Here is a 23124-nt window from a genome sequence, read left to right as displayed (position 1 = left end):
ACCTTTTTCACTTGTGCTTAATTTAGGGTATTGTATGCTCTTATTTTAGCCATTCGCGTTCACCTTTAACAGGTTTTGGTTGATAATAATGAAAAAACACCACAAGGAAGCTCAATGAGATACCCATTATTCGCGGCAATGTTGGCATTAAGTGTTACTTTTCCATCGTTAGCTGATGTATTAACAATAAAAAAAGATGCGCCTAAACAATACGTTGTAAAAAAAGGCGATACGTTATGGGATATTTCAGGGGTATATTTGGAACAGCCGTGGCAATGGCCTGAGCTTTGGCAAATGAACCCGCAAATTAACAATCCACACCTGATTTACCCAGGTGATGCGTTATCTTTGATTTATGATGAGCATGGTAATCCGCGTTTGGTGGTTAATTCTGGCTATAAAAAGCTTTCTCCACATGGTCGTATTACACCAAAAGGTAAAAATGCGGTGCCGACGTTGCCACTTGAATTATTACGTCCTTACCTGACCTACGAGCAGGCAATTGATGCAAAAGAAATTGCTGAGAAACCGTATATTCTAGGTGCTAATGTTAATACTAAAATGAACACCGAAGGGCATATTGTTTACGTTAAAGGTGATTTAGAGCTTTACGAATCGTACGCCATTTATCGTAAAGGCCAAGAGTTTATTGATCCAAACACCAATGAAGTGCTCGCTAATAATACGCAGTTGGTGGCTGTAGGCCGAGTATTTAGGAAGGGTGATGTTGCAAACGGAGTGCCTGCTTCAGTTAAACTTGAACAGGTAAAACAAGAAATTAAACCGGCTGATTTTTTAATGCCTGCACTGGATGGTCAGTTATTACCTGCTTATTTTAATATCCACCGTCCTAAGCAACCAGTAGAAGGAACAATCATAGCATCAGTCAGTGGTTTGCGAGAATTCAGCACGATGGACATTGTAGTGCTAAACTTAGGGTCAAAGCAGGCAATTGAAGAAGGCCACATTTTGGACATTGAGCGTCAATCACCAACGGTTTTTGATGGTCGCAATGGTCCGCGTTATAAAGAAGATTCAAATAGTCTGGAAAAACTAGTGACAAATACCAACGAATTTTTTGGCGCAGAACCAGATGAAGATACGCAAGTGTGGCATATGCCAAAAGAGAAAGTCGGTGAGTTAATGGTATTTAAAGTTTATAACAACGTTAGCTACGCTTTAATCGTAAAAAACCAGCACCCAATCCGAGTCGGTGATTTTGCAGTTATAAATTAAATCAGGTTTGAGTGCTCTAAGGAGGGAGCATGAAAGATTCATCAGGAAAGCTAAGTCATTGGCTTGCCTTTTATTTATGTAAAGGATTAGGGGTGAAAACCCTGCTCGCGTTAGCGCAAAAGCAGCCGCTTGATAGTTTATTTAAGTTAACTCATCAGCAACTCATCGAATGTGGTTTAAACCCGCAGGTTGCCAGCAATTTATTGGCCACTGATTGGCAGCAGGTTGACCATTACCAAGATTTAATCAAACAAGCACAAATAATCGCAATTAATTACTTTGATCCTCTGTATCCGCCTTTATTGAAAGAAATTGCCAGCGCGCCCTTATTATTGTTTTGTCGTGGTAACGTGGAGTTATTAGCAAGCCCGCAAATTGCGATTGTTGGCAGTCGTAATGCGACGCCCATCGGGCTGGAAATTGCAGCTGAATTCGCTCATCAATTGACGCTGGCTGGTCTCACTGTTACTTCTGGGATGGCACTTGGTATAGATGGTGCCGCTCACAAGGGGGCGTTGGCAGGCAGTGGCAATACCCTTGCTGTGTTAGGGACCGGTGTGGATGTTGATTATCCTAAACGACACAAACTACTTAATGCTCAAGTTTGTGAGCGGGGGCTATTGGTCAGTGAGTTTTTGCCCGGCACCGCTGCTAACGCCAATAACTTCCCACGGCGCAACCGAATAATATCTGGTTTATCGCTGGGGGTTTTGATTGTCGAGGCGCAAATTAAAAGTGGCTCGCTTATCACTGTGCGCTATGCGTTGGAGCAAAATAAAGAAGTGTTTGCTGTACCAGGTTCAATAAAAAACCCACTCTCCGAAGCCAGTCACTTTTTAATTAAACAAGGTGCAAAACTGGTTGAAAATGTCAGCGATATTCTCGATGAAGTGAGCTTTTTTTGTGAAAACAGTCTATATAATATAGAAGAGCTCACAGTTGACGAAGCTGCCTGCCAAGTACTCAACAGTGTGGGTTATGAAGTGACTGCAGTGGATTTAATTGCTCAGCGTAGCCAGTGGTCAATAGATAAAGTGCAAGCTCGTTTGCTTGATCTTGAACTAGAAGATAGAGTAGAGCGTGTATTAGATGGCTATATTAGAATTCGATAAGCGTTAGTGTACTAGTTTGGAGGAAAATAATATGTTCGACATCCTCATGTATTTATTTGAAAACTATATTCACAGCGAAGCTGAAGTCTTTGTTGAGCACAATGAACTCGCTGATGAGTTACTAAGGGCTGGCTTTAATAAGCCAGAAATATACAAAGCACTTGATTGGCTGGAGCAGCTTGCTGATTTACAGCATAGCGATGAATTCCCCTATTTAAATGCCCATCCACAGCATGCAGTTCGCATTTTTACTGACAGTGAATGTCAGATGCTCAGCACTGAGTGTCGTGGCTTTTTGATGTTTGTTGAGCAAGTCGGAGTGATCAATAGCGCCACCCGTGAGATGGTAATGGACCGTTTGTTCGCGTTAGATAAGCCTTATATATCACTTGATGATTTAAAATGGGTGGTACTCATGGTGTTGTTTAATGTGCCAGGTTCAGAGCAGGCTTATGCACAAATGGAAGAACTGATTTTTGATGAACCAGCAGAGGTACTACATTAAGCCTCTGCTGCGCTTGTATCTTTAATTAGTTTGGGTATATTAGGCGAAAATTAGCCAGCTGCTTAGGAAACACATGAGTAAAATCGACCAATCGCTTTTCTCTGCAAACCAACATGCCTTAGAAAAAGAATACGAAGTCTGCCCGCAATGTGGGTCAGAGCTTGTAATTCGTAATAGTAAGTCAGGTCCTTTCCTTGGTTGTGCAAGTTACCCTAAATGTGACTTTATTCGCTCGCTTGCCCAGCATGATAATCATCAAATTAAAGTGCTAGAGGATAGTCCATGCCCAGAGTGTGGCAATCCATTGGTGGTTAAAAACGGTCGTTACGGCATGTTTATTGGCTGTACTGATTATCCTAATTGTCATTATATTGCCCATGATGAGCCCGAGCCTAATGAGGAGACCCTGCCAGCTTGCCCTAAGTGTAAAAAAGGCCAGTTGGTCTCACGTAGCAATAAATTTGGTAAAACCTTTTATTCATGTAACAGCTACCCAAGCTGCAAATATACGTTGAACTTCAAACCCGTTGTACATAGTTGCCCTGCATGTCAGTGGCCGGTGATGATGCAAAAACAAATGACTAATCGTGTTGTGTTACAATGCCCGCAGAAAAGTTGTTCGCATAAACTTACTGTCGATCAATAATTACCCGCTTATTTTTAGTATTGGAGATTTTTTGTGACTGATTCAACCTCAGTTCCTGTCACGGCCGTTGCTGCGTTAGAGCAAGGTGGCGTTATTGTTTATCCAACCGAGGCCGTTTATGGTTTAGGTTGCGACCCAGATAATCAACAAGCGGTTGAGCGCTTGTTGGCAATAAAACAACGCCCAGTAGAAAAAGGTCTCATTTTAATTGCTGATAATTACGGTCAATTATTAAAATACGTTGATGACGCAAAAATCCCTATGGATAAGCGCGCTGATATTTTCTCACAGTGGCCAGGTGCCATAACCTGGGTTATGCCAGCTGCTAAAAACACGCCAAAATGGTTAACAGGTCAGTTTGATACAATTGCTGTACGCGTTACTAATCACCCAACAGTAAAGCAGTTATGCCAACAATTTGGTAAGCCGCTTGTATCTACCAGTGCGAACTTATCAGGCCAAGATACTGTAACCAGTATTGCAATGGCAAAAACAGAGTTTGGCCAGCAAGTGGCGTTTTATGTTGATGAAGCGCTCGGTGGTAACACTCAGCCAAGCACCATTAAAGATGCCATGACAGGCAAAGTATTTAGAGGATAAACATGCACAGTAATTTACTAGAGCAAGTAAAAACCTACCTTATGGCTCTGCAAGATACAATTTGCCAAGGCTTAGAGCAAGCTGACGGCGAAGCGCAATTTGTGGAAGACAGTTGGCAACGTGCAGAGGGTGGCGGAGGTCGTACTCGAGTAATTCGTGATGGCAATGTCATAGAGCAAGGTGGGGTTAATTATTCTCATGTTTTTGGTGCTTCAATGCCTGCGTCAGCAACAGCGCACCGCCCAGAACTTGCAGGACGCAGTTTTCATGCCTGTGGTGTCTCTTTGGTTATTCATCCAAAAAATCCACATATACCGACCAGCCATGCCAATGTACGCTTCTTCATTGCAGAAAAAGCTGGTGAAGAGCCAATTTGGTGGTTTGGTGGAGGTTTTGATTTAACACCGTTTTACCCTGTTTTTGATGATGTTAAACATTGGCACCAGGCTGCTCATGATCTTTGTGTGCCGTTTGGCGATGACGTTTATCCTAATTATAAAAAATGGTGTGATGAGTATTTTTATATCAAACACCGCAACGAAACCCGTGGTGTCGGCGGTTTATTCTTTGATGACTTGAACGAACACGGATTTGAAAAGAGCTTTGCCTTTATGCAAGCGGTAGGAAATGGCTTTTTAGATGCCTACCTACCTATCGTTGAGCGACGTAAAAATGACGAGTACAGCCAACAACAGCGTGACTTTCAGTTATATCGCCGTGGCCGTTATGTCGAGTTTAATTTGGTTTGGGATAGAGGTACCTTGTTTGGCCTGCAAACAGGTGGCCGAACTGAATCTATTTTAATGTCGATGCCGCCACTGGCCCGCTGGGAATATAATTATGTTCCTGCACCTGATAGCCCCGAAGCACAGCTATATCAATATTACTTACGTCCTCAAGCGTGGTTAACCAGTAAACCAAGTGAATTAATAGCCAGACAGTGGCAATTATAAATAATGAAAAGGCGCATAATGCGCCTTTTTAATGCTGGTTGATCATGTGGCTGGCTAATTGTGCCAGTGATTTCCGCAGCCCTTCACGCAGTAATGGGTTATCAATTTCAGCATCCAATGCTTTATTCATACAATGCATCCATTGATCGCGTAAGTCCTGATTAATCGGGAATGGCATATGGCGCTTTCGTAACATTGGGTGGCCGTGCTTTTCTACAAACAGGTCTGGGCCGCCTAACCAACCGGATAAAAACTCAAAAAATACTTGGCGTATACGATCTAATGGTTGAGGATGCATATCATATAACGGTTTAGCGTATTCATCTGTTGCCATTATGTCGTAGAATCTATCAGATAGAGCACGCGCACCTTGTTCGCCACCCATCATCTGGTAGGGGGTTTTTTCTGGCGTTGGGGCTTGTTGTGGTTCAGCTGGTTTCGATTTTGAGAAAAGTCGTCTAATCATAATTTTATCATCGTTAATAAGCCGTAATTTACAAGGTAGATTACTGCACAAAGAGGTTGCTCAAATATGGACAAATATGCGGTTTTTGGAAATCCCATTAAACACTCAAAATCACCCGCGATACATACGCAATTTGCAACCTCACTAGGTGAACAAATTGAATACAGCGCAATATTAGCACCGATTGATGAGTTTGAAAAAGCGCTGTCTGAGTTTTTTGCAAGCGGCGGTAAAGGCGCTAATGTAACCGTGCCATTTAAAGAGCAAGCATTTGATCTCGTTGCTGAGCGCACCGAATTGGCAACCATTGCAGGGGCTGTGAATACAATAAAGTTATTAGACGATGGCCGTTTATTGGGTGATAACACCGATGGTATTGGCTTTGTGAATGATTTACTTGCAAATAACGTGACTATAAAAGATCAAAGAGTTTTACTTATCGGTGCTGGTGGTGCTGCGCGTGGTGTTGTACTCCCTTTGTTGGCGCAACAACCCCTTGAAATAATTATAGTTAACCGCACAGCGGCAAAAGCAAAAGCATTAGCTCAGCTGTTTGCACAATATGGCGAAGTGACAGGCTTCGGATTTGATGACTTGCCTGCAAGTGATTACTCACTAATCATAAACTCTACATCTAGCAGTATGCTCGGAGAGTTACCAGCACTAAAACAGCAGCACTTAGATAGCTGTAATTACGTTTATGATATGTTTTACGCACAGCAAAACACGCTGTTTATGCAATGGGCACAGGATTATAAAGCAGATATTAAACTATTAGATGGTAGCGGCATGCTAGTTGGTCAAGCTGCACAAGCTTATTTTGTATGGCGCAATAAAATGCCTGAAATACTGCCAGTAGTTAAAGCATTAAAATCAGGAGGGCTGAAATGAACCAAGCGATTCAATTTATAGATCGCATGGAGTTTAATGCGCAAGCTCAGCTTTTAACCTTTTACGCGCAAGTGAACGGTTTAATGGTGGAATGCATTATTGATACGCAAAGCTTAGCTATTTCAGATAGTGCCGCAGCAAAGCAACACTTTGAATTATGGCGTTTTGATTATGAAGAACTTGCCGAGCAACAAATCGAAGATGAAGCGTATAACTCGGCAGGACAAATTATCGTTACTGTACTAAATTAATCTTCAGCTAAATATTCATCTTTAAGTTCAACATAATTAGTTGCTGATATTTTTAAAAAGCCAAGCTCTTGCTCTGTTAAAGGGCGTGCTTGCTTTACAGGGCTACCAACATAAAGGTAGCCAGACTCTAAACGTTTATTTGGTGGCACTAATGAGCCACCGCCAATAATCACATCATCCTCAACAATAGCGTTATCCATTACAATGGCACCCATACCTACTAGTATACGGTTCCCCAGGCGACAACCATGTAGCATTACTTTATGTCCTACGGTGACATCATCACCAATAATTAATGGGTAGCCATCGGGATTACTTTTACTGGCGCGAGTTAGATGCAATACGCTGCCATCTTGTATATTTGTCCGCTCTCCAATTTGTATATAGTTAACATCACCACGGGCAGCAACTAGAGGCCATACACTACTGTTGTCTCCCAAAGTAATATTACCGACTAAAACGGCAGACTCATCAACATAGACTGATTGATTAAAGGTAGGAGTCATTCCTTTATATGAACGGATTGTCATTCGAGCACCTAAAAATATTGGAGTAAGTAATCCTGAGTGTATCAGCAGAGCCTATAAAATGGCCAGAGGCAAAGCGTTTGCTCAGAAAACTATCACTTTTGATGCCTTTAGCTCGTAAAACAGGCGAACAGCACTTTATTTGAAGTTTTCTTTAAAAAACGCTTGCGTAAAATCCGCCGCGCCCTATAATGCGACCCCACTGAGACGGCAGAGCGCAACGCATTGCGAGGCATGAGCTACTTAGTAAGTCGAGTAAAACTTGATTTAGCTTTTTTAGAAAGTTTAAATTTAAGTGTTGACAAAAAAATAGGAAAGCGTAATATGCGCAGCCCTAGCGAGATAAAGTTTAACTTTAATCGCAACGTTCTTTAACAATATAAAGCAATCATCTGTGTGGGCACTCGTACAGATTGAGTTCTAACAGCCGATTCTAGTTCGCTAGATGACGCAAACAAATTTAGAGTCTCAATTGAACTGAGTGACCAACAGCAATAAATTTATTTATTGCAGCACAGTCAATTCGTTTTTGGCAACAAAAACAAATAATTCAGAATTCATTGAGCATGTCCTTCGGGACAGAAAAAACTTTTAATTGAAGAGTTTGATCATGGCTCAGATTGAACGCTGGCGGCAGGCCTAACACATGCAAGTCGAGCGGTAACAGAGAGTAGCTTGCTACTTTGCTGACGAGCGGCGGACGGGTGAGTAATGCTTGGGAATATGCCTTTTGGTGGGGGACAACAGTTGGAAACGACTGCTAATACCGCATGATGTCTACGGACCAAAGTGGGGGACCTTCGGGCCTCACGCCAAAAGATTAGCCCAAGTGGGATTAGCTAGTTGGTAAGGTAATGGCTTACCAAGGCGACGATCCCTAGCTGGTTTGAGAGGATGATCAGCCACACTGGGACTGAGACACGGCCCAGACTCCTACGGGAGGCAGCAGTGGGGAATATTGCACAATGGGCGCAAGCCTGATGCAGCCATGCCGCGTGTGTGAAGAAGGCCTTCGGGTTGTAAAGCACTTTCAGTAAGGAGGAAAGGTTAAGTTTTAATAGAGCTTAGCTGTGACGTTACTTACAGAAGAAGCACCGGCTAACTCCGTGCCAGCAGCCGCGGTAATACGGAGGGTGCGAGCGTTAATCGGAATTACTGGGCGTAAAGCGTACGCAGGCGGTTTGTTAAGCGAGATGTGAAAGCCCCGGGCTCAACCTGGGAACTGCATTTCGAACTGGCAAACTAGAGTGTGATAGAGGGTGGTAGAATTTCAGGTGTAGCGGTGAAATGCGTAGAGATCTGAAGGAATACCGATGGCGAAGGCAGCCACCTGGGTCAACACTGACGCTCATGTACGAAAGCGTGGGGAGCAAACAGGATTAGATACCCTGGTAGTCCACGCCGTAAACGATGTCTACTAGAAGCTCGGGTCCTCGGACTTGTTTTTCAAAGCTAACGCATTAAGTAGACCGCCTGGGGAGTACGGCCGCAAGGTTAAAACTCAAATGAATTGACGGGGGCCCGCACAAGCGGTGGAGCATGTGGTTTAATTCGATGCAACGCGAAGAACCTTACCTACACTTGACATACAGAGAACTTACTAGAGATAGTTTGGTGCCTTCGGGAACTCTGATACAGGTGCTGCATGGCTGTCGTCAGCTCGTGTTGTGAGATGTTGGGTTAAGTCCCGCAACGAGCGCAACCCCTATCCTTAGTTGCTAGCAGGTAATGCTGAGAACTCTAAGGAGACTGCCGGTGATAAACCGGAGGAAGGTGGGGACGACGTCAAGTCATCATGGCCCTTACGTGTAGGGCTACACACGTGCTACAATGGCGCATACAGAGTGCTGCGAACTCGCGAGAGTAAGCGAATCACTTAAAGTGCGTCGTAGTCCGGATTGGAGTCTGCAACTCGACTCCATGAAGTCGGAATCGCTAGTAATCGCGTATCAGAATGACGCGGTGAATACGTTCCCGGGCCTTGTACACACCGCCCGTCACACCATGGGAGTGGGTTGCTCCAGAAGTAGATAGTCTAACCCTCGGGAGGACGTTTACCACGGAGTGATTCATGACTGGGGTGAAGTCGTAACAAGGTAGCCCTAGGGGAACCTGGGGCTGGATCACCTCCTTATACGATTTAGAACTTATTTGTTCGTAGTGTCCACACAGATGATTGTTAGTTAGTTTTGCCCATTGGGTTTAACTAATTAATATGCTCTTTAAAAATTTGGAAAAGCTGATAATAAAATTCGTATGAATACATTTGTATTTGTACAGAGTTTTCAAAAGTAAAAAAGAATGATAGCAGTATCATTCAGTGCCATTTAGTTAACTCTTAGGAGTTGATTGATTGGTATCTACTTTAGTATTCAATATTAACTTCTGGCGAAGTTAAACTGTGACAAAACAAAGACCCGTTTGGGTTGTATGGTTAAGTGACTAAGCGTACACGGTGGATGCCTTGGCAGTTGGAGGCGATGAAGGACGTATTAACTTGCGATAAGCCTAGTCAAGCTAGTAAAAAGCACTTGAGACTAGGATTTCCGAATGGGGAAACCCACCTGCTTGCAGGTATCGTTAACTGAATACATAGGTTAACGAGGCGAACGCGGAGAACTGAAACATCTAAGTACCCGTAGGAAAAGAAATCAACCGAGATTCCGGAAGTAGCGGCGAGCGAAACCGGAACAGCCCTTAAGCTTATTATGTGTTAATGGAAGGCTCTGGAAAGTGCCACGATACAGGGTGATAGTCCCGTACATGAAAAGACATTTTAAGTGAAATCGAGTAGGTCGGAGCACGTGAAACTTTGACTGAATATAGGTGGACCATCATCTAAGGCTAAATACTCCCAACTGACCGATAGTGAACCAGTACCGTGAGGGAAAGGCGAAAAGAACCCCTGTGAGGGGAGTGAAATAGAACCTGAAACCGTGTACGTACAAGCAGTAGGAGCAGACTTGTTCTGTGACTGCGTACCTTTTGTATAATGGGTCAGCGACTTATATTTTGTAGCGAGGTTAACCGATTAGGGTAGCCGTAGGGAAACCGAGTCTTAACTGGGCGAATAGTTGCAAGGTATAGACCCGAAACCCGGTGATCTAGCCATGGGCAGGTTGAAGGTTGAGTAACATCAACTGGAGGACCGAACCCACTAACGTTGAAAAGTTAGGGGATGACCTGTGGCTAGGAGTGAAAGGCTAATCAAACCGGGAGATAGCTGGTTCTCCCCGAAATCTATTTAGGTAGAGCCTCGGACGAATACTTACGGGGGTAGAGCACTGTTAAGGCTAGGGGGTCATCCCGACTTACCAACCCTTTGCAAACTCCGAATACCGTAAAGTACTATCCGGGAGACACACGGCGGGTGCTAACGTCCGTCGTGAAGAGGGAAACAACCCAGACCGCCAGCTAAGGTCCCAAAGTCATAGTTAAGTGGGAAACGATGTGGAAAGGCCCAGACAGCCAGGAGGTTGGCTTAGAAGCAGCCATCCTTTAAAGAAAGCGTAATAGCTCACTGGTCGAGTCGGTCTGCGCGGAAGATGTAACGGGGCTAAACTATGCACCGAAGCTGCGGATTTGAGCATACCACCCAAGCTATTTTGATTAACGTTGACAGCGCGAAGCGCACAACGTTCAAGCGTCACCCGAACGTGAGTCGGTGATGATAAAAGATAGTTTCGGGGTATGCTCAAGTGGTAGGGGAGCGTTCTGTAAGCCGTTGAAGGTGTACCGGGAGGTATGCTGGAGGTATCAGAAGTGCGAATGCTGACATGAGTAACGATAATGCGGGTGAAAAACCCGCACGCCGGAAGACCAAGGGTTCCTATCCCATGTTAATCAGGGTAGGGTAAGTCGACCCCTAAGGCGAGGCCGAAAGGCGTAGTCGATGGGAAACGGATTAATATTTCCGTACTTGGTATAATTGCGATGGGGGGACGGAGCAGGCTAAGCAAGCATGGCGTTGGTAGTCCATGTGAAAGTGAGTAGGCTAGCGACTTAGGTAAATCCGGGTTGCTGTTAGGCTGAGACACGAGACGAGTCACTAAGGTGATGAAGTTGCTGATGCCATACTTCCAGGAAAAGCCTCTAAGCTTCAGATTATACCGAATCGTACCCCAAACCGACACAGGTGGTCAGGTAGAGAATACTAAGGCGCTTGAGAGAACTCGGGTGAAGGAACTAGGCAAAATCGTACCGTAACTTCGGGAGAAGGTACGCTCCTATCTGTGATGAGACTTGCTCTCTAAGCGGACGGGAGCCGCAGTGACCAGGTGGCTGGGACTGTTTATTAAAAACACAGCACTGTGCAAAATCGCAAGATGACGTATACGGTGTGACACCTGCCCGGTGCCGGAAGGTTAATTGATGGGGTTAGTTTTCGGACGAAGCTCTTGATCGAAGCCCCGGTAAACGGCGGCCGTAACTATAACGGTCCTAAGGTAGCGAAATTCCTTGTCGGGTAAGTTCCGACCTGCACGAATGGTGTAACCATGGCCACGCTGTCTCCACCCGAGACTCAGTGAAATTGAAATCGCAGTGAAGATGCTGTGTACCCGCGGCTAGACGGAAAGACCCCGTGAACCTTTACTACAGCTTGGCACTGAACATTGAACCTACATGTGTAGGATAGGTGGGAGACTAAGAAGCAGAGACGCTAGTTTTTGTGGAGTCGTCCTTGAAATACCACCCTTGTAGTTTTGATGTTCTAACGTTGGCCCCTGAATCGGGGTTACGGACAGTGCCTGGTGGGTAGTTTGACTGGGGCGGTCTCCTCCCAAAGAGTAACGGAGGAGCACGAAGGTTGGCTAAGTACGGTCGGACATCGTACGGTTAGTGTAATGGTAGAAGCCAGCTTAACTGCGAGACAGACACGTCGAGCAGGTACGAAAGTAGGTCATAGTGATCCGGTGGTTCTGAATGGAAGGGCCATCGCTCAACGGATAAAAGGTACTCCGGGGATAACAGGCTGATACCGCCCAAGAGTTCATATCGACGGCGGTGTTTGGCACCTCGATGTCGGCTCATCACATCCTGGGGCTGAAGTCGGTCCCAAGGGTATGGCTGTTCGCCATTTAAAGTGGTACGCGAGCTGGGTTTAGAACGTCGTGAGACAGTTCGGTCCCTATCTGCCGTGGGCGTTTGAGAATTGAGAGGGGTTGCTCCTAGTACGAGAGGACCGGAGTGAACGAACCGCTGGTGTTCGGGTTGTCATGCCAATGGCATTGCCCGGTAGCTACGTTCGGAACTGATAAGCGCTGAAAGCATCTAAGCGCGAAGCAGGCCTCGAGATGAGTTCTCACTAGACTTTTAAAGTCTCTGAAGGGCCGTTGAAGACTACAACGTTGATAGGCAAGATGTGGAAGCATAGTGATATGTTAAGCTAACTTGTACTAATTACCCGTGAGGCTTAACCATACAACGCCAAACGCGTTTTATAATTTACGTCCATGTAAATTATTAAAGCCGCACTACGTGCGTTAAAATCTGTTCCAGACAGATTTTTATGTGATAGTTTAAGCGCAGAAGTTAATAGAACTAAAGTAGATTACTGAAGACTTTTTATTATCAGAAATTCCAAATTTTAGTAAGTTTGATTAAATCGAACTTACACCAAATTTGCTTGGTGACAATAGCGTTTTGGACCCACCTGACCCCATGCCGAACTCAGTAGTGAAACGAAACAGCGCCGATGATAGTGTAGCATTTGTTATGTGAAAGTAGGACATCGCCAGGCTCCAAATTAAAGAAAGCCGCTTCAGAAATGAATCGGCTTTTTTACGTTTATTGCTTAGTTAGCTAGGGGAAAGTTAGCGAGAGTAAAGAGACGAAGTACTTGACTACCGTGTTTAAAAATTCATTCTGACAAAACCCGCAAACCCGCAAACCCGCAAACCCGCAAACCCGCAAACCCGCAAACCCGCAAACCCGCAAACCCGCAAACCCGCAAACCCGCAAACCCGCAAACCCGCAAACCCGCAAACCCGCAAACCCGCAAACTCGCAAACCCGCAAACAACTTAATACGATTGGTATAAGCGAATTGGATAAAGCCATTCACTCACTAGGAATGGCATTATCATCAGCTCTTAGCTTTGTTATGGTAATTGCTTCCTCGGTGCCTAAGCTTCTATCTGCTTGTTGCGCTTCTTGTTGTGCCGATGTGAGTGCACGTTTAAGCCATAGCAGCCCAAATAAAGAAGCAATGACACTACCAGCAACGATAGCTATCCAAACAGTCCAAATTTCTAACTCAAATATGTTAATGGTAATAAAGCTAATGGCGAGAGCAATGCCAATTCTTGCAAATGTAATCCAAAAACCTGGCCATGACTTTCCTATACCTTGAAAAATACTGGCTTCAATGAAAGCAACGGCAAAAAAGAGATAGCCTAATGGCACGATGCGAAAATATTGCAGGGCATATTCTGTGACAAGCGGATCGGCTGTGAAAATGGCTACAATATAAGGAGCAAAAATTAACACGAGTAAACTGAACAGCAAGGCAGAGCCTGAGCCATACCATACAGACACATTTAAAACTGCGCGAACTCTATCATGATTACCTGCTCCGATATTTTGTCCAATCATCGACATTGCAGCAAAACCAAAGCCAATTGCGGGAATGAAAGCAAAAAACTCTATTCTAAAACCGATGGCAAATGCGGCGGCTCCCGCTTCTAAAAAAGTAGCAGAAACAAGAAACATTAATGCAGAAAAACCTAGCGGATTCAGCACTTGGTTGAGCGAGGCAGGTAATCCAATATCGATGACTTTTTTTACCGAGGACCAATTTAGCTGTAGATACTTTAGGTGTAGTGGCACCATCATGCTGGGTTTCATCAACAACCTTAAGGCTAACACAATAAAAACAGCTTGAGAGATCAAGGTTGCATACGCGGCACCAACAATACCCAATGCTGGGAAGCCAGCAAAACCAAAAATAAAAATGGGATCAAGCACCATATTAATCATAGTAGATAGGGCGAAGAGTTTAGTCATGGTGAAGTTATCACCTTGGGCATTATAAGAAATCGAGATCATCATCATTAAAAATGTCAGTATCGATCCCGCAGTAATTACTGTGAAGTAGGGGGTTGCGAGCGGTAATTGTCACCAACTGCGCCTGAAATAATCAGAAACTCATTACTGAAGCTAAAAATGATTATGGTAAAAAGTAGTGCCGCAATAATGGTTAATAGAAAGCCTTGACCAAGTACTCGCTCTGCGACGGCTATTTTTTTTGCGCCAATATTTTGCCCAACTAAGACAGAAGTGCCAACAGAGATGCCCATTGCCAAGCTGATCATAATAAATAAAATTATTTGTGAAATTGATACCGCGGCAATGGCGGAAGCTGAAATTTTCGCAACCCAAAATGCGTCCACTAAGTTGTAGAGCGAGTGAAAAAACATTGAGAGCATCATAGGCCATGCCAAAGACCATAACTGCTTTGGAATAGGGCCTGTTGTTAGATTTTGTCCTTGCATTGTTTAACTTTCCTGAATTTAAATGACAATAGATCTCTACTTAGTAGTCGCATGAGTAAGCACACAATCGACAAATCAAAACAATTAAGACGATACTTTTTATTGTGCGTTTAGCTCAAGTTTGATGATTGTGGGTTTTTGCTAACGGTAAAATTAGCACGGACATTGGTAAGCGATTAAGTTTATTTTCTACTCTAGCTAAGTTTTAGATTCGACCAAAGTATTGTATCCAATATTATCGTTATAAAAAATTGTGGAAGTTTTAACAAATCGCGATAATGCTGTTTTATCTTTGATATATAAAGATATTTAATCGGAACTTTGGTTAAGAGATGTACTTATGTATTGGTATTAAAGAGCGAATGTATTTGTCATTGTTCTACATGAAAAATTTATAACGCAGTTAGCGCTTTATTTAGCTTCGCTAGAATGGTTAAGTATTTAAGTCGATTGGTATCAGTCCCCAGCTGGAGACTTTTAGCAATAACAAGGTGAATTTCCGCGTCAATAGCAGGCCTATTGCAAGTAAACGAAAACGCCAGCACGAGGCTGGCGTTTAAATTCGGTTTAAAGCGAATTATTACGCTTTTGGTCCGGCATTTTTAATTTTGTCTGAAACATCGTATTTTGCGAAGTTTTCAGTGAAGTCTGCTGCTAGTTTAGCTGCATATTCTGCGTATTTAGCTTTATCTTCCCAAGTATTGATTGGGTTAAGTAGCTCACTGTCTACACCAGGTACTGCAACGGGTACGTCTAGGTTTAGCACGTCAATATGTTGTGTTTCAACACCTACAAGGCTGCCAGATACGATAGCATCCACTACTGCACGCGTAGTTGGAATATCAAAACGTTTGCCTGTTCCGTAAGGGCCGCCAGTCCAACCTGTATTAACTAGGTAAACTTTAGCGCCGAACTCGCGTACACGTTTCATCAGCAGCTCTGCGTACACACCAGCTGGACGTGGGAAGAAAGGTGCACCGAAACAGGTTGAAAATGTTGATTCAATATCACTTGTAGAGCCAATCTCGGTAGAACCTACTTTAGCTGTGTAACCGCTTAGGAAATGAAACGCTGCGGCTTCTTCACTAAGGATTGATACTGGTGGTAATACACCACTTACATCACAAGTTAGAAATACCACTGCTTTTGGCTCGCCAGCACGGTTTTCTACTTTACGCTTTTCAACGTGCTCAAGCGGATAAGCTGCGCGGCTATTTTGCGTTAGGCTAGTATCGTTAAAATCTGGTACGCGGTTTTCATCAAGTACTACGTTTTCTAAAATAGTACCGAAGCGGATAGCATCCCAAATTACAGGCTCATTCTTTTGTGATAGATCGATACATTTAGCGTAACAACCACCTTCGATGTTGAAAACACTGCCAGGTGCCCAGCCATGCTCATCATCACCGATTAAAAAGCGAGTTGGATCGGCTGATAAAGTTGTTTTACCTGTGCCTGATAGGCCAAAGAACAATGCGGTATCACCAGCTTCACCTACGTTAGCTGAGCAGTGCATTGGTAATACACCTTTCGCTGGCAGTAGGAAGTTCTGAACAGAGAACATTGATTTTTTCATTTCACCGGCATAACGCATACCTGCAAGCAGTACTTTGCGCTGTGCAAAGTTGATAATTACTGTGCCATCGCTGTTTGTGCCATCACGCTCTGGATCACAGACAAAAGAAGGTACATTCATTACCTGCCATTGGGGTAAATCAGATGCATTATAAGATTTAGGCTCGATAAACATGTTTTTGGCAAAAATATGGTGCCATGCAGTTTCAGTTGTAACAACAACTGGTAAATAGTGCTCAGGATCAGCGCCAACTTCAAGGTGAGAGATGAAGTGGTCATTGCTTTGCACATGTGCTTCTACACGTGCCCATAAAGCGTCAAATTTATCTGCATCGAAAGGGCGGTTTACATTACCCCATTGAATTTCATTTTCAGTACTTGATTCTTGAACAATAAAACGGTCTTTTGGAGAACGGCCAGTACGACGACCAGTGTTCGCAACAAAAGCTCCATTGGCGGCTAAAGTCCCTTCGCCACGACGGATCGCGTGTTCGACAAGTTCAGCTGCAGTTAGATCGACAAAACGAGTAGCGCTTGAAGTCATGTTTATACCTAAATTGTGTGAGATTGAACGGGATAGCTCTGGGGTTCTTGTTTCCCTTTAAGCTGTAATTATAGTAACAGATGGATTAGGGATATTCGAGCCTATGAAAGGCCTAAAAACACATATATTTGGTAAAAAACATGAATAATTTCAATGATACCGGTGTCATAAAAGTAATACAATTCATGACACCGGTATCAATTTTTAGTGCAATAAATGCGGTTGGTTTTTTGCTGCTATTTTGTACAGTTATGTTAGTTGAAAATACTCTTCACATCTTGCTCATTAAAAACATAATCTTTTAAGCAATAGTGGCAGCTGATTTTTACTTCACCATTTTCGGCAACATCATCTAATAATGCTTGTTGACCTACATTAACAAGTGCAGTGATGGTTTTTTCTCGACTACAACCACATTTAAATTGGATTGCTTGCGGTTCGTAAACACGCGGATTGTCTTCATGATAAAGTCGAGTAAGGACAGTAGCAGCATCAAGCTCTAACAACTCTTCAGCTTTAATCGTATTGCTGAGTGCTTCAAGGTGAGTAAAGTCAGTAATCGACTTTTCTTTATTTACAGGTAACACCTGTAGTAGTAAACCAGCAGCTTTCGCGTGACCTTGTGTTGTGTCAGTTGCAAACCACAAACGCGTTTGTAGTTGCTCTGATTGGGTGAAGTAAGCTTCTAGGCATGCAGCTAGGGTATCGTGCTCAAGCGGTACGATACCCTGGTAGCGCTCACCCTTAGTTGGAGTAATAGTTAATACCATTACGCCATTGCCAATTAAGTCTTGAATGGTTGAGCCTGTTACTTCACTTTGTAAGCGGGCAATACCGCGCATATTTTGTTTATGATCACCATTGATCACTGCGTATTTAACAGGACCATCGCCTTGCAGTTGCACGGCTATATCACCTTCAAATTTTAAGGTGGCAGTAAGTAGGCAAGTTGCCACCAGTAATTCACCCAATAAAGCTTGCACGGGGGCTGGGTAATTATGGTTGGCAATCATTTCATTATAAGCTTGCTCTATTTGCACGAGTTCGCCGCGGACGTCTAGTTGATCAAATGTATAACGATGAAGTAGATCTTGTTGCATGAGTGGCTTTACCTAACTTGATTTCATTTTTAAAAGTTCGCGTCTTTGCTTTTTATCTGGTTTTCGATCCGGATGCGGTGCAAAAAAGCTATTGTTTTTGCGCGCGATGCTATTGGCTTCGCGTTTTTCGATACTTGCATCTGATTCTTGATACAAGGTTTGAGCAATGGGGGCACTTAAGCGTTTATCAAGTAATTTAAGCACAGTGATAACTTTTTCATCAACTCCTTGGGCAAGTTTAATCACGGCATCTAATTCAACTATTTTGCTAGGTTTAGTGCGCTGACCATTATAATGCACTTTGCCGCCTTGCACCATGTCCCGTGCTATGGCACGGGTTTTATAAAAGCGTGCAGCCCACAACCACTTGTCTAAACGGATACTCATTGTTTCATCTTTTGACGTAGTATTACGAGTGTTACTTTTTGACACAATTGTACTCTTTTAACGCGCGGTTCTGTAAGGCAAAATTTAGCATGAAACTTACTAACAAAGAAATAGTCGAAGCTTTTCACACTCAACGTAAGCGTTAATTTACCCTGTTTACAAAGTTTAATATTAGTGCGCTTGTTGAATGAAAAATGAAAAGGTACTATAGGCCAGCGATAAAGCAGTAAATTAAAATAAGAACATCATTTATGGAACAACAATTACAACAGCTAAAACACTTAGTAAGTAAATTACCCCACGCTAAATTGAGTTGGGCGGTAACGCTTTTAGCCGTTGTTTATATTGCCTTTTTAGCTGCAAAACTATTTTGGTTAATATGGCCAGTGCCTGCTAATTCAAGCCTTTCCCCCAGCTATATAAACACTGCTACAGGTAAATCTGAGCGTGTTAATACGCAATCCATTTTAGAACAAAACTTGTTTGGCAAGGCTGATGCCGTGGCTAAAAAACCAGCAAACAAACAAGTACAAGTTATTAACAATGCGCCAGAAACACGATTAAGCATTAATTTAACTGGTATTGTTGCGGTCAGTGGTAACGACCTGACTGGCTTAGCAATTATAGAATCTCAAGGTCAACAAACAACGTATCTAGTTGATGACGTTGTGCAAGGAACACGAGCAAAGCTTGCTCAAGTATTGCCTGACCGAGTGATTTTAGATGTCAGCGGTCGTTTTGAGACATTAATGCTAGATGGCATGGACTTTACTAAAACTGTATCAATGCCTGTACTTGCAGAGAGCGAAAATGATGAGCCAGAACTTGACGATGGCCCGCAAATGGAAAGTGACCGCCAAATTGATGTAACAGCGGACCAAGATGTAAAAGAAGAGATTATAGAAACCCGCGAAGAGCTATTAAAAGATCCCGGTAAACTATTTGACTATATTCGTGTATCTCAGGCCATGAAAGACGGTGAGTTAATTGGTTACCGTTTAAGCCCAGGCAAAGACCCCGCTTTATTTACGAAGATGGGATTACAAAATAATGATTTAGCTGTTTCGATTAACGGCTATCAACTCAATGATTTACAACAGGCCATGTCAGCTATTAATGAGCTGCGTAATAGCACCGATGCAAATATCACGATTGAACGTGATGGCGAGCAAATCGATGTACAATTTAGCCTGCAATAACCTAGCTTTGGAGTTCTAATATAATGGTTCACGCGCTACACCTCAAAAAAATCAGAAAAGGGTTAGCTAAGTACGCAACACTTTTTTTTGCGGCTAGTTTATCTCTATCGGTGTCAGCCGTTGAGTACGCTGCAAACTTTAAAGGGACCGATATTAACGAGTTTATAAATATCGTTGGTAAGAATCTGAATAAAACCGTCATTATCGACCCTAACGTGCGTGGTAAAGTAAATGTACGCAGTTATGAATTGATGGACGAAGCACTTTATTATCAATTCTTTTTAAATGTTTTAGAAGTTTACGGCTATTCAGTCGTCGAAATGGATAATGGCATTTTAAAGATAGAAAAAAGCTCTGATGCTAAAAAGTCAAGCGTGCCGTTAGTCACTGCAGATGATCAGGCTCGCGGTGACATGATGATCACCCGTGTGGTGCGCGTTAAAAACGTCAGTGTGCAAGAGCTCGGCCCATTAGTACGTCAGTTCAGCGATCAAAAAGATGGTGGTCATGTCGCTAACTTCAACGCCGCCAACGTCATGATGTTGACCGGTCACGCAGCATCAGTGAATCGTCTGGTTGAAATTATTCGCTCTGTAGACCAAGCAGGTGATAAGCGGGTTGATATCGTTAAGCTAAACTTTGCCACCGCTGATGATGTAGTTTCCGTCGTTGATAATATTTATAAAGATAGCGGTAAAGGCAGTATTCCAGAATTTTTGATCCCTAAAGTGGTTGCCGATGGTCGTACAAATAGTGTGATTGTCAGCGGTGAAGGCCAAGCTAGAACTCGCGCCATTGAATTGATCAAACGCCTTGATGGTGAATTGCAAAACCAAGGTAATACTAAGGTTATCTACCTAAATTACGCTAACTCTGAAGATTTAGTTAAAGTGTTGCAAGGGGTGAGTAAAACCCTTGCCGAAGAAGGTCAAGGCGCGGCAACTAAAACCCGTAGTCGCAGTCAAAATGAAACCAGTATTGAAGCTCATCCAGATTCTAACTCGTTAGTTATTACCGCACAGCCCGATACCATGCGTTCACTTGAATCAGTTATTGAGCGTTTAGATATTCGCCGCGCGCAAGTACTTGTTGAAGCAATCATTGTTGAAGTCATGGAAGCTGATGGGATTAACTTTGGCTTACAGTGGATTTCAGAGCAAGGTGGTATGGTGCAGTTTAATAACGGCACAACCGTTCCAGTTGGTTCTTTAGCTGTGGCAGCTCAGCAAGCCCGTGATAAAACCATTACTGATAACGTTATAGGCACTGACAATGCAGTAGTTACTCCAATTCAGAAAACTGTAGAAGGTGATCTTGGCCCGTTAGGTGAGTTGTTAGGGGGTATCAATGGCTTAGCCATGGGTATTATCAAAAATGACTGGGGTGCGATTATTCAGGCGGTTTCTACCGATACTAACTCTAATATTCTTGCTACGCCTTCTGTAACCACTATGGATAACGAAGAAGCGTCAATCATTGTTGGTCAAGAAGTGCCTATTATCACCGGCTCACAAACCGGTTCTAATAACTCAAATCCATTCCAAACAGTTGAACGCCAAGAAGTGGGTGTAAAACTTAAAGTAACACCGCAGATTAATGACGGTACTGCTGTACAGTTGACTATCGAGCAAGAAGTGTCTGGCGTCAGTGGTGCTACCTCGGTTGATATTTCAATTAATAAACGTGCAATTAAAACCACAGTAATGGCTGATGATGGTGGCATGGTAGTGCTAGGTGGTCTAATCGATGAAGACGTGCAGGAAAGTGTCTCTAAAGTACCATTGTTAGGGGATATTCCAATTCTAGGCCATTTATTCCGCTCAACCAGTACTAGTAAACGTAAGCGTAACTTAATCGTGTTTATTCGCCCAACTATCGTTCGTGATGGCATTAAAATGAATAAATTAAGCCACAGTAAGTATAACTTTATTCGTGGTGAGCAGTATAAACAGAAAGAAGATGGCATTGATTTAATGCCGCTTACGGAAGCACCTATTTTACCTGAGTGGAATGATGCACTTGTGCTGCCACCAACGTACGAAGAATATTTAAAACAGCAAAATGCAGATGAGCGCAATAATGACTGATGCAATCACTGAGATCACCGACGAGCAAGCTACGCCGTTAGATAACAGCGAATTGATGACCAGTGACGACTTGGTCGAGCTGCCAAATAAGCGATTGCCATTTTCCTATGCACGACGCGCAGGCATGTTATTAAGTAAAAATAATGATGACCGAGTGGTTTTCTACCGCGGCGAGCTTGATATTGATGCACTGTTAGAGGTGCGACGTATCGCTGGTCATGGTTTTACGCTTGAGCAATTGCCTGATGATAAATTTGAGTTGTTATTAGAAGCATCGTATCAACGCGATAGTTCTGAAACCCAGCAAATGATGGAAGATATTGGCAACGAGGTTGACTTGTTTTCCCTTGCTGAAGAGATGCCGCAGACCGAAGATTTATTAGCGGGCGATGATGATGCGCCAATCATTAAGCTGATCAATGCGATGCTCAGTGAAGCTATCAAAGAAGGTGCTTCGGATATTCATATCGAAACCTTTGAGCAAGAGCTGGTGATCCGTTTCCGAGTCGATGGTGTGCTTAAAGAAGTACTGAAACCAAACCGCAAGCTGGCCTCGTTACTTGTTTCGCGTATTAAAGTAATGGCGAAACTCGATATTGCTGAAAAACGTATTCCACAAGATGGTCGTATTAGTTTGCGAATTGCCGGACGTGCCGTTGATGTCCGGGTATCAACTATGCCGTCAAGTTTCGGTGAGCGCGTAGTACTGCGTTTACTAGATAAAAATAACGCCCGTCTAAATCTTGAAGATTTAGGTATGACGCTGCGTAACCGTGAATTATTTTCTGATTTGATCAGCAAACCCCACGGTATTATTTTGGTGACCGGGCCAACAGGTTCCGGTAAAAGTACCACGCTGTATGCGGGCATGAGCCAAATTAACTCTCGCGATCGTAATATTCTTACCGTTGAAGATCCTATCGAGTATGAAATTCCTGGTATTGGGCAAACACAAGTAAATACTAAAGTGGATATGACCTTTGCCCGTGGCCTGCGCGCCATATTACGTCAAGATCCTGATGTGGTGATGGTCGGTGAAATACGTGACCTTGAAACCGCGCAAATTGGCGTACAAGCCTCACTTACGGGTCACTTAGTGATGTCAACGCTACATACCAATACCGCAGCCGGTGCTATATCTCGGATGGAAGATATGGGCGTAGAGCCTTTCTTATTATCATCCTCTTTGCTCGGCGTGCTATCACAACGACTAGTACGTACTCTATGTAACAGCTGTAAAGAAGCACATGTTGCCGATGAGCGAGAGTGTGAATTGCTTGGTGTACCATTTGCTGAGCCTCCGACAATTTACCGCGCTGTAGGCTGTGAAGAGTGTAACTTTAATGGTTACCGTGGCCGTACCGGTATTCATGAATTACTGGTTGTTGATGAAACAGTTCGCGAGCTCGTGCACAGCGGTAAAGGCGAGCAAAGTGTTGAAAAATACATTCGTAAACATACGCCAAGTATTCGCCAAGATGGCTGTAGTCGTGTATTAGCTGGTAAAACGACCCTTGAAGAAGTATTACGTGTAACGCGTGAGGAAGGTTAAC

The 23124-nt window shown here is 43.4% G+C and carries 18 protein-coding genes and 3 rRNA genes; 14 read left to right on the top strand and 7 right to left on the bottom strand.

Annotated elements, in window-relative coordinates:
• The first annotated feature begins 114 nt into the window (after window positions 1–114).
• The 6 genes from NDQ71_RS11845 to hemF all read left to right on the top strand — a co-directional run bounded on the left by NDQ71_RS11845 (window position 115) and on the right by hemF (window position 5052).
• Entirely contained in the window at window positions 115–1236 is a 1122-nt protein-coding gene (locus NDQ71_RS11845; RefSeq protein WP_192542975.1) for a LysM peptidoglycan-binding domain-containing protein, read from the top strand.
• A 29-nt stretch (window positions 1237–1265) separates the two neighbouring features.
• Complete coding sequence (gene dprA / locus NDQ71_RS11840) at window positions 1266–2348, top strand: DNA-processing protein DprA (RefSeq protein ID WP_192542976.1); 1083 nt, start codon at window positions 1266–1268, stop codon at window positions 2346–2348.
• Window positions 2349–2379: 31 nt separating this feature from the next.
• Window positions 2380–2853: a DUF494 family protein gene (locus NDQ71_RS11835; RefSeq protein ID WP_192542977.1), complete on the top strand. Its 474-nt coding sequence runs from the start codon at window positions 2380–2382 to the stop codon at window positions 2851–2853.
• 73 nt (window positions 2854–2926) lie between these two features.
• Complete coding sequence (locus tag NDQ71_RS11830) at window positions 2927–3499, top strand: type I DNA topoisomerase (protein ID WP_283709769.1); 573 nt, start codon at window positions 2927–2929, stop codon at window positions 3497–3499.
• Between the two features lie 33 nt (window positions 3500–3532).
• Window positions 3533–4099 carry an L-threonylcarbamoyladenylate synthase gene (locus NDQ71_RS11825; RefSeq protein ID WP_192542979.1) on the top strand — a complete coding sequence of 189 codons (567 nt, stop codon included), beginning with the start codon at window positions 3533–3535 and terminating at the stop codon, window positions 4097–4099.
• Between the two features lie 2 nt (window positions 4100–4101).
• On the top strand, window positions 4102–5052 hold the full coding sequence (hemF, locus tag NDQ71_RS11820) for an oxygen-dependent coproporphyrinogen oxidase (protein WP_192542980.1): 951 nt from the start codon (window positions 4102–4104) through the stop codon (window positions 5050–5052).
• Between the two features lie 28 nt (window positions 5053–5080).
• Here hemF and NDQ71_RS11815 read toward each other — a convergent pair whose 3' ends face one another.
• Window positions 5081–5518 carry a group II truncated hemoglobin gene (locus NDQ71_RS11815; protein WP_192542981.1) on the bottom strand — a complete coding sequence of 146 codons (438 nt, stop codon included), beginning with the start codon at window positions 5516–5518 and terminating at the stop codon, window positions 5081–5083.
• 66 nt (window positions 5519–5584) lie between these two features.
• Between NDQ71_RS11815 and aroE the strand changes: the two genes are divergently transcribed.
• Window positions 5585–6409: a shikimate dehydrogenase gene (gene aroE, locus NDQ71_RS11810; protein WP_301561662.1), complete on the top strand. Its 825-nt coding sequence runs from the start codon at window positions 5585–5587 to the stop codon at window positions 6407–6409.
• The gene (locus tag NDQ71_RS11805; RefSeq protein ID WP_192542983.1) at window positions 6406–6660 is read left to right on the top strand and encodes a DUF1488 domain-containing protein; all 255 of its coding nucleotides are present in this window, start codon (window positions 6406–6408) and stop codon (window positions 6658–6660) included. Before aroE ends, NDQ71_RS11805 begins: the two co-directional genes overlap by 4 nt.
• Here the strand turns inward: NDQ71_RS11805 and NDQ71_RS11800 are convergent.
• Window positions 6657–7190 carry a gamma carbonic anhydrase family protein gene (locus tag NDQ71_RS11800; protein WP_192542984.1) on the bottom strand — a complete coding sequence of 178 codons (534 nt, stop codon included), beginning with the start codon at window positions 7188–7190 and terminating at the stop codon, window positions 6657–6659. The genes NDQ71_RS11805 and NDQ71_RS11800 overlap by 4 nt on opposite strands.
• A gap of 589 nt (window positions 7191–7779) precedes the next feature.
• On the opposite strand from NDQ71_RS11800, the gene NDQ71_RS11795 reads away from it, so the two are divergent.
• The 3 genes from NDQ71_RS11795 (at window position 7780) to rrf (ending at window position 12927) form a co-directional block, all read left to right on the top strand.
• Window positions 7780–9321: ribosomal RNA gene (locus NDQ71_RS11795) — 16S ribosomal RNA — on the top strand.
• Window positions 9322–9619: 298 nt separating this feature from the next.
• Window positions 9620–12608 (top strand): 23S ribosomal RNA (locus NDQ71_RS11790).
• A 204-nt stretch (window positions 12609–12812) separates the two neighbouring features.
• Window positions 12813–12927, top strand: a 5S ribosomal RNA gene (gene rrf, locus NDQ71_RS11785).
• Together the 16S, 23S and 5S rRNA genes form the textbook arrangement of a ribosomal RNA operon.
• A 319-nt stretch (window positions 12928–13246) precedes the next feature.
• Here rrf and NDQ71_RS11780 read toward each other — a convergent pair.
• From NDQ71_RS11780 to hslR, 5 genes are all read right to left on the bottom strand, one after another.
• The gene (locus NDQ71_RS11780) at window positions 13247–14191 is read right to left on the bottom strand and encodes an MATE family efflux transporter (RefSeq protein WP_192542666.1); all 945 of its coding nucleotides are present in this window, start codon (window positions 14189–14191) and stop codon (window positions 13247–13249) included.
• Window positions 14192–14268: 77 nt separating this feature from the next.
• A complete protein-coding gene (locus tag NDQ71_RS11775; protein WP_192542667.1) occupies window positions 14269–14679 on the bottom strand; it encodes an MATE family efflux transporter in 411 nt (136 codons plus the stop codon).
• A 580-nt stretch (window positions 14680–15259) separates the two neighbouring features.
• Window positions 15260–16798 (bottom strand): phosphoenolpyruvate carboxykinase, encoded by a 1539-nt coding sequence (locus tag NDQ71_RS11770; protein ID WP_192542668.1) that lies wholly within the window; start codon window positions 16796–16798, stop codon window positions 15260–15262.
• Window positions 16799–17052: 254 nt separating this feature from the next.
• Entirely contained in the window at window positions 17053–17898 is an 846-nt protein-coding gene (gene hslO / locus NDQ71_RS11765; protein WP_192542669.1) for an Hsp33 family molecular chaperone HslO, read from the bottom strand.
• Between the two features lie 12 nt (window positions 17899–17910).
• A complete protein-coding gene (gene hslR / locus NDQ71_RS11760) occupies window positions 17911–18285 on the bottom strand; it encodes a ribosome-associated heat shock protein Hsp15 (protein WP_064668584.1) in 375 nt (124 codons plus the stop codon).
• Window positions 18286–18536: 251 nt separating this feature from the next.
• On the opposite strand from hslR, the gene gspC reads away from it, so the two are divergent.
• From gspC to gspE, 3 genes are read left to right on the top strand one after another with little or no spacing between them, the layout of a single operon-like run.
• Complete coding sequence (gene gspC, locus NDQ71_RS11755) at window positions 18537–19484, top strand: type II secretion system protein GspC (RefSeq protein ID WP_192542670.1); 948 nt, start codon at window positions 18537–18539, stop codon at window positions 19482–19484.
• A gap of 23 nt (window positions 19485–19507) precedes the next feature.
• Window positions 19508–21571 (top strand): type II secretion system secretin GspD, encoded by a 2064-nt coding sequence (gspD, locus tag NDQ71_RS11750; RefSeq protein WP_192542671.1) that lies wholly within the window; start codon window positions 19508–19510, stop codon window positions 21569–21571.
• Window positions 21564–23123, top strand: a complete 1560-nt coding sequence (gspE, locus tag NDQ71_RS11745) for a type II secretion system ATPase GspE (protein ID WP_301561661.1) — start codon at window positions 21564–21566, stop codon at window positions 23121–23123. The genes gspD and gspE overlap by 8 nt, the downstream gene beginning before the upstream one ends.
• Window position 23124: the final 1 nt, after the last annotated feature.

The sequence above is a fragment of the Pseudoalteromonas sp. KG3 genome (assembly GCF_030436385.1).
In the GTDB taxonomy this organism is placed as follows: domain Bacteria; phylum Pseudomonadota; class Gammaproteobacteria; order Enterobacterales; family Alteromonadaceae; genus Pseudoalteromonas; species Pseudoalteromonas prydzensis.
The sequence above is the reverse complement of the archived record's forward strand: the minus strand, read 5'-3'. Positions and strand labels throughout refer to the sequence as shown.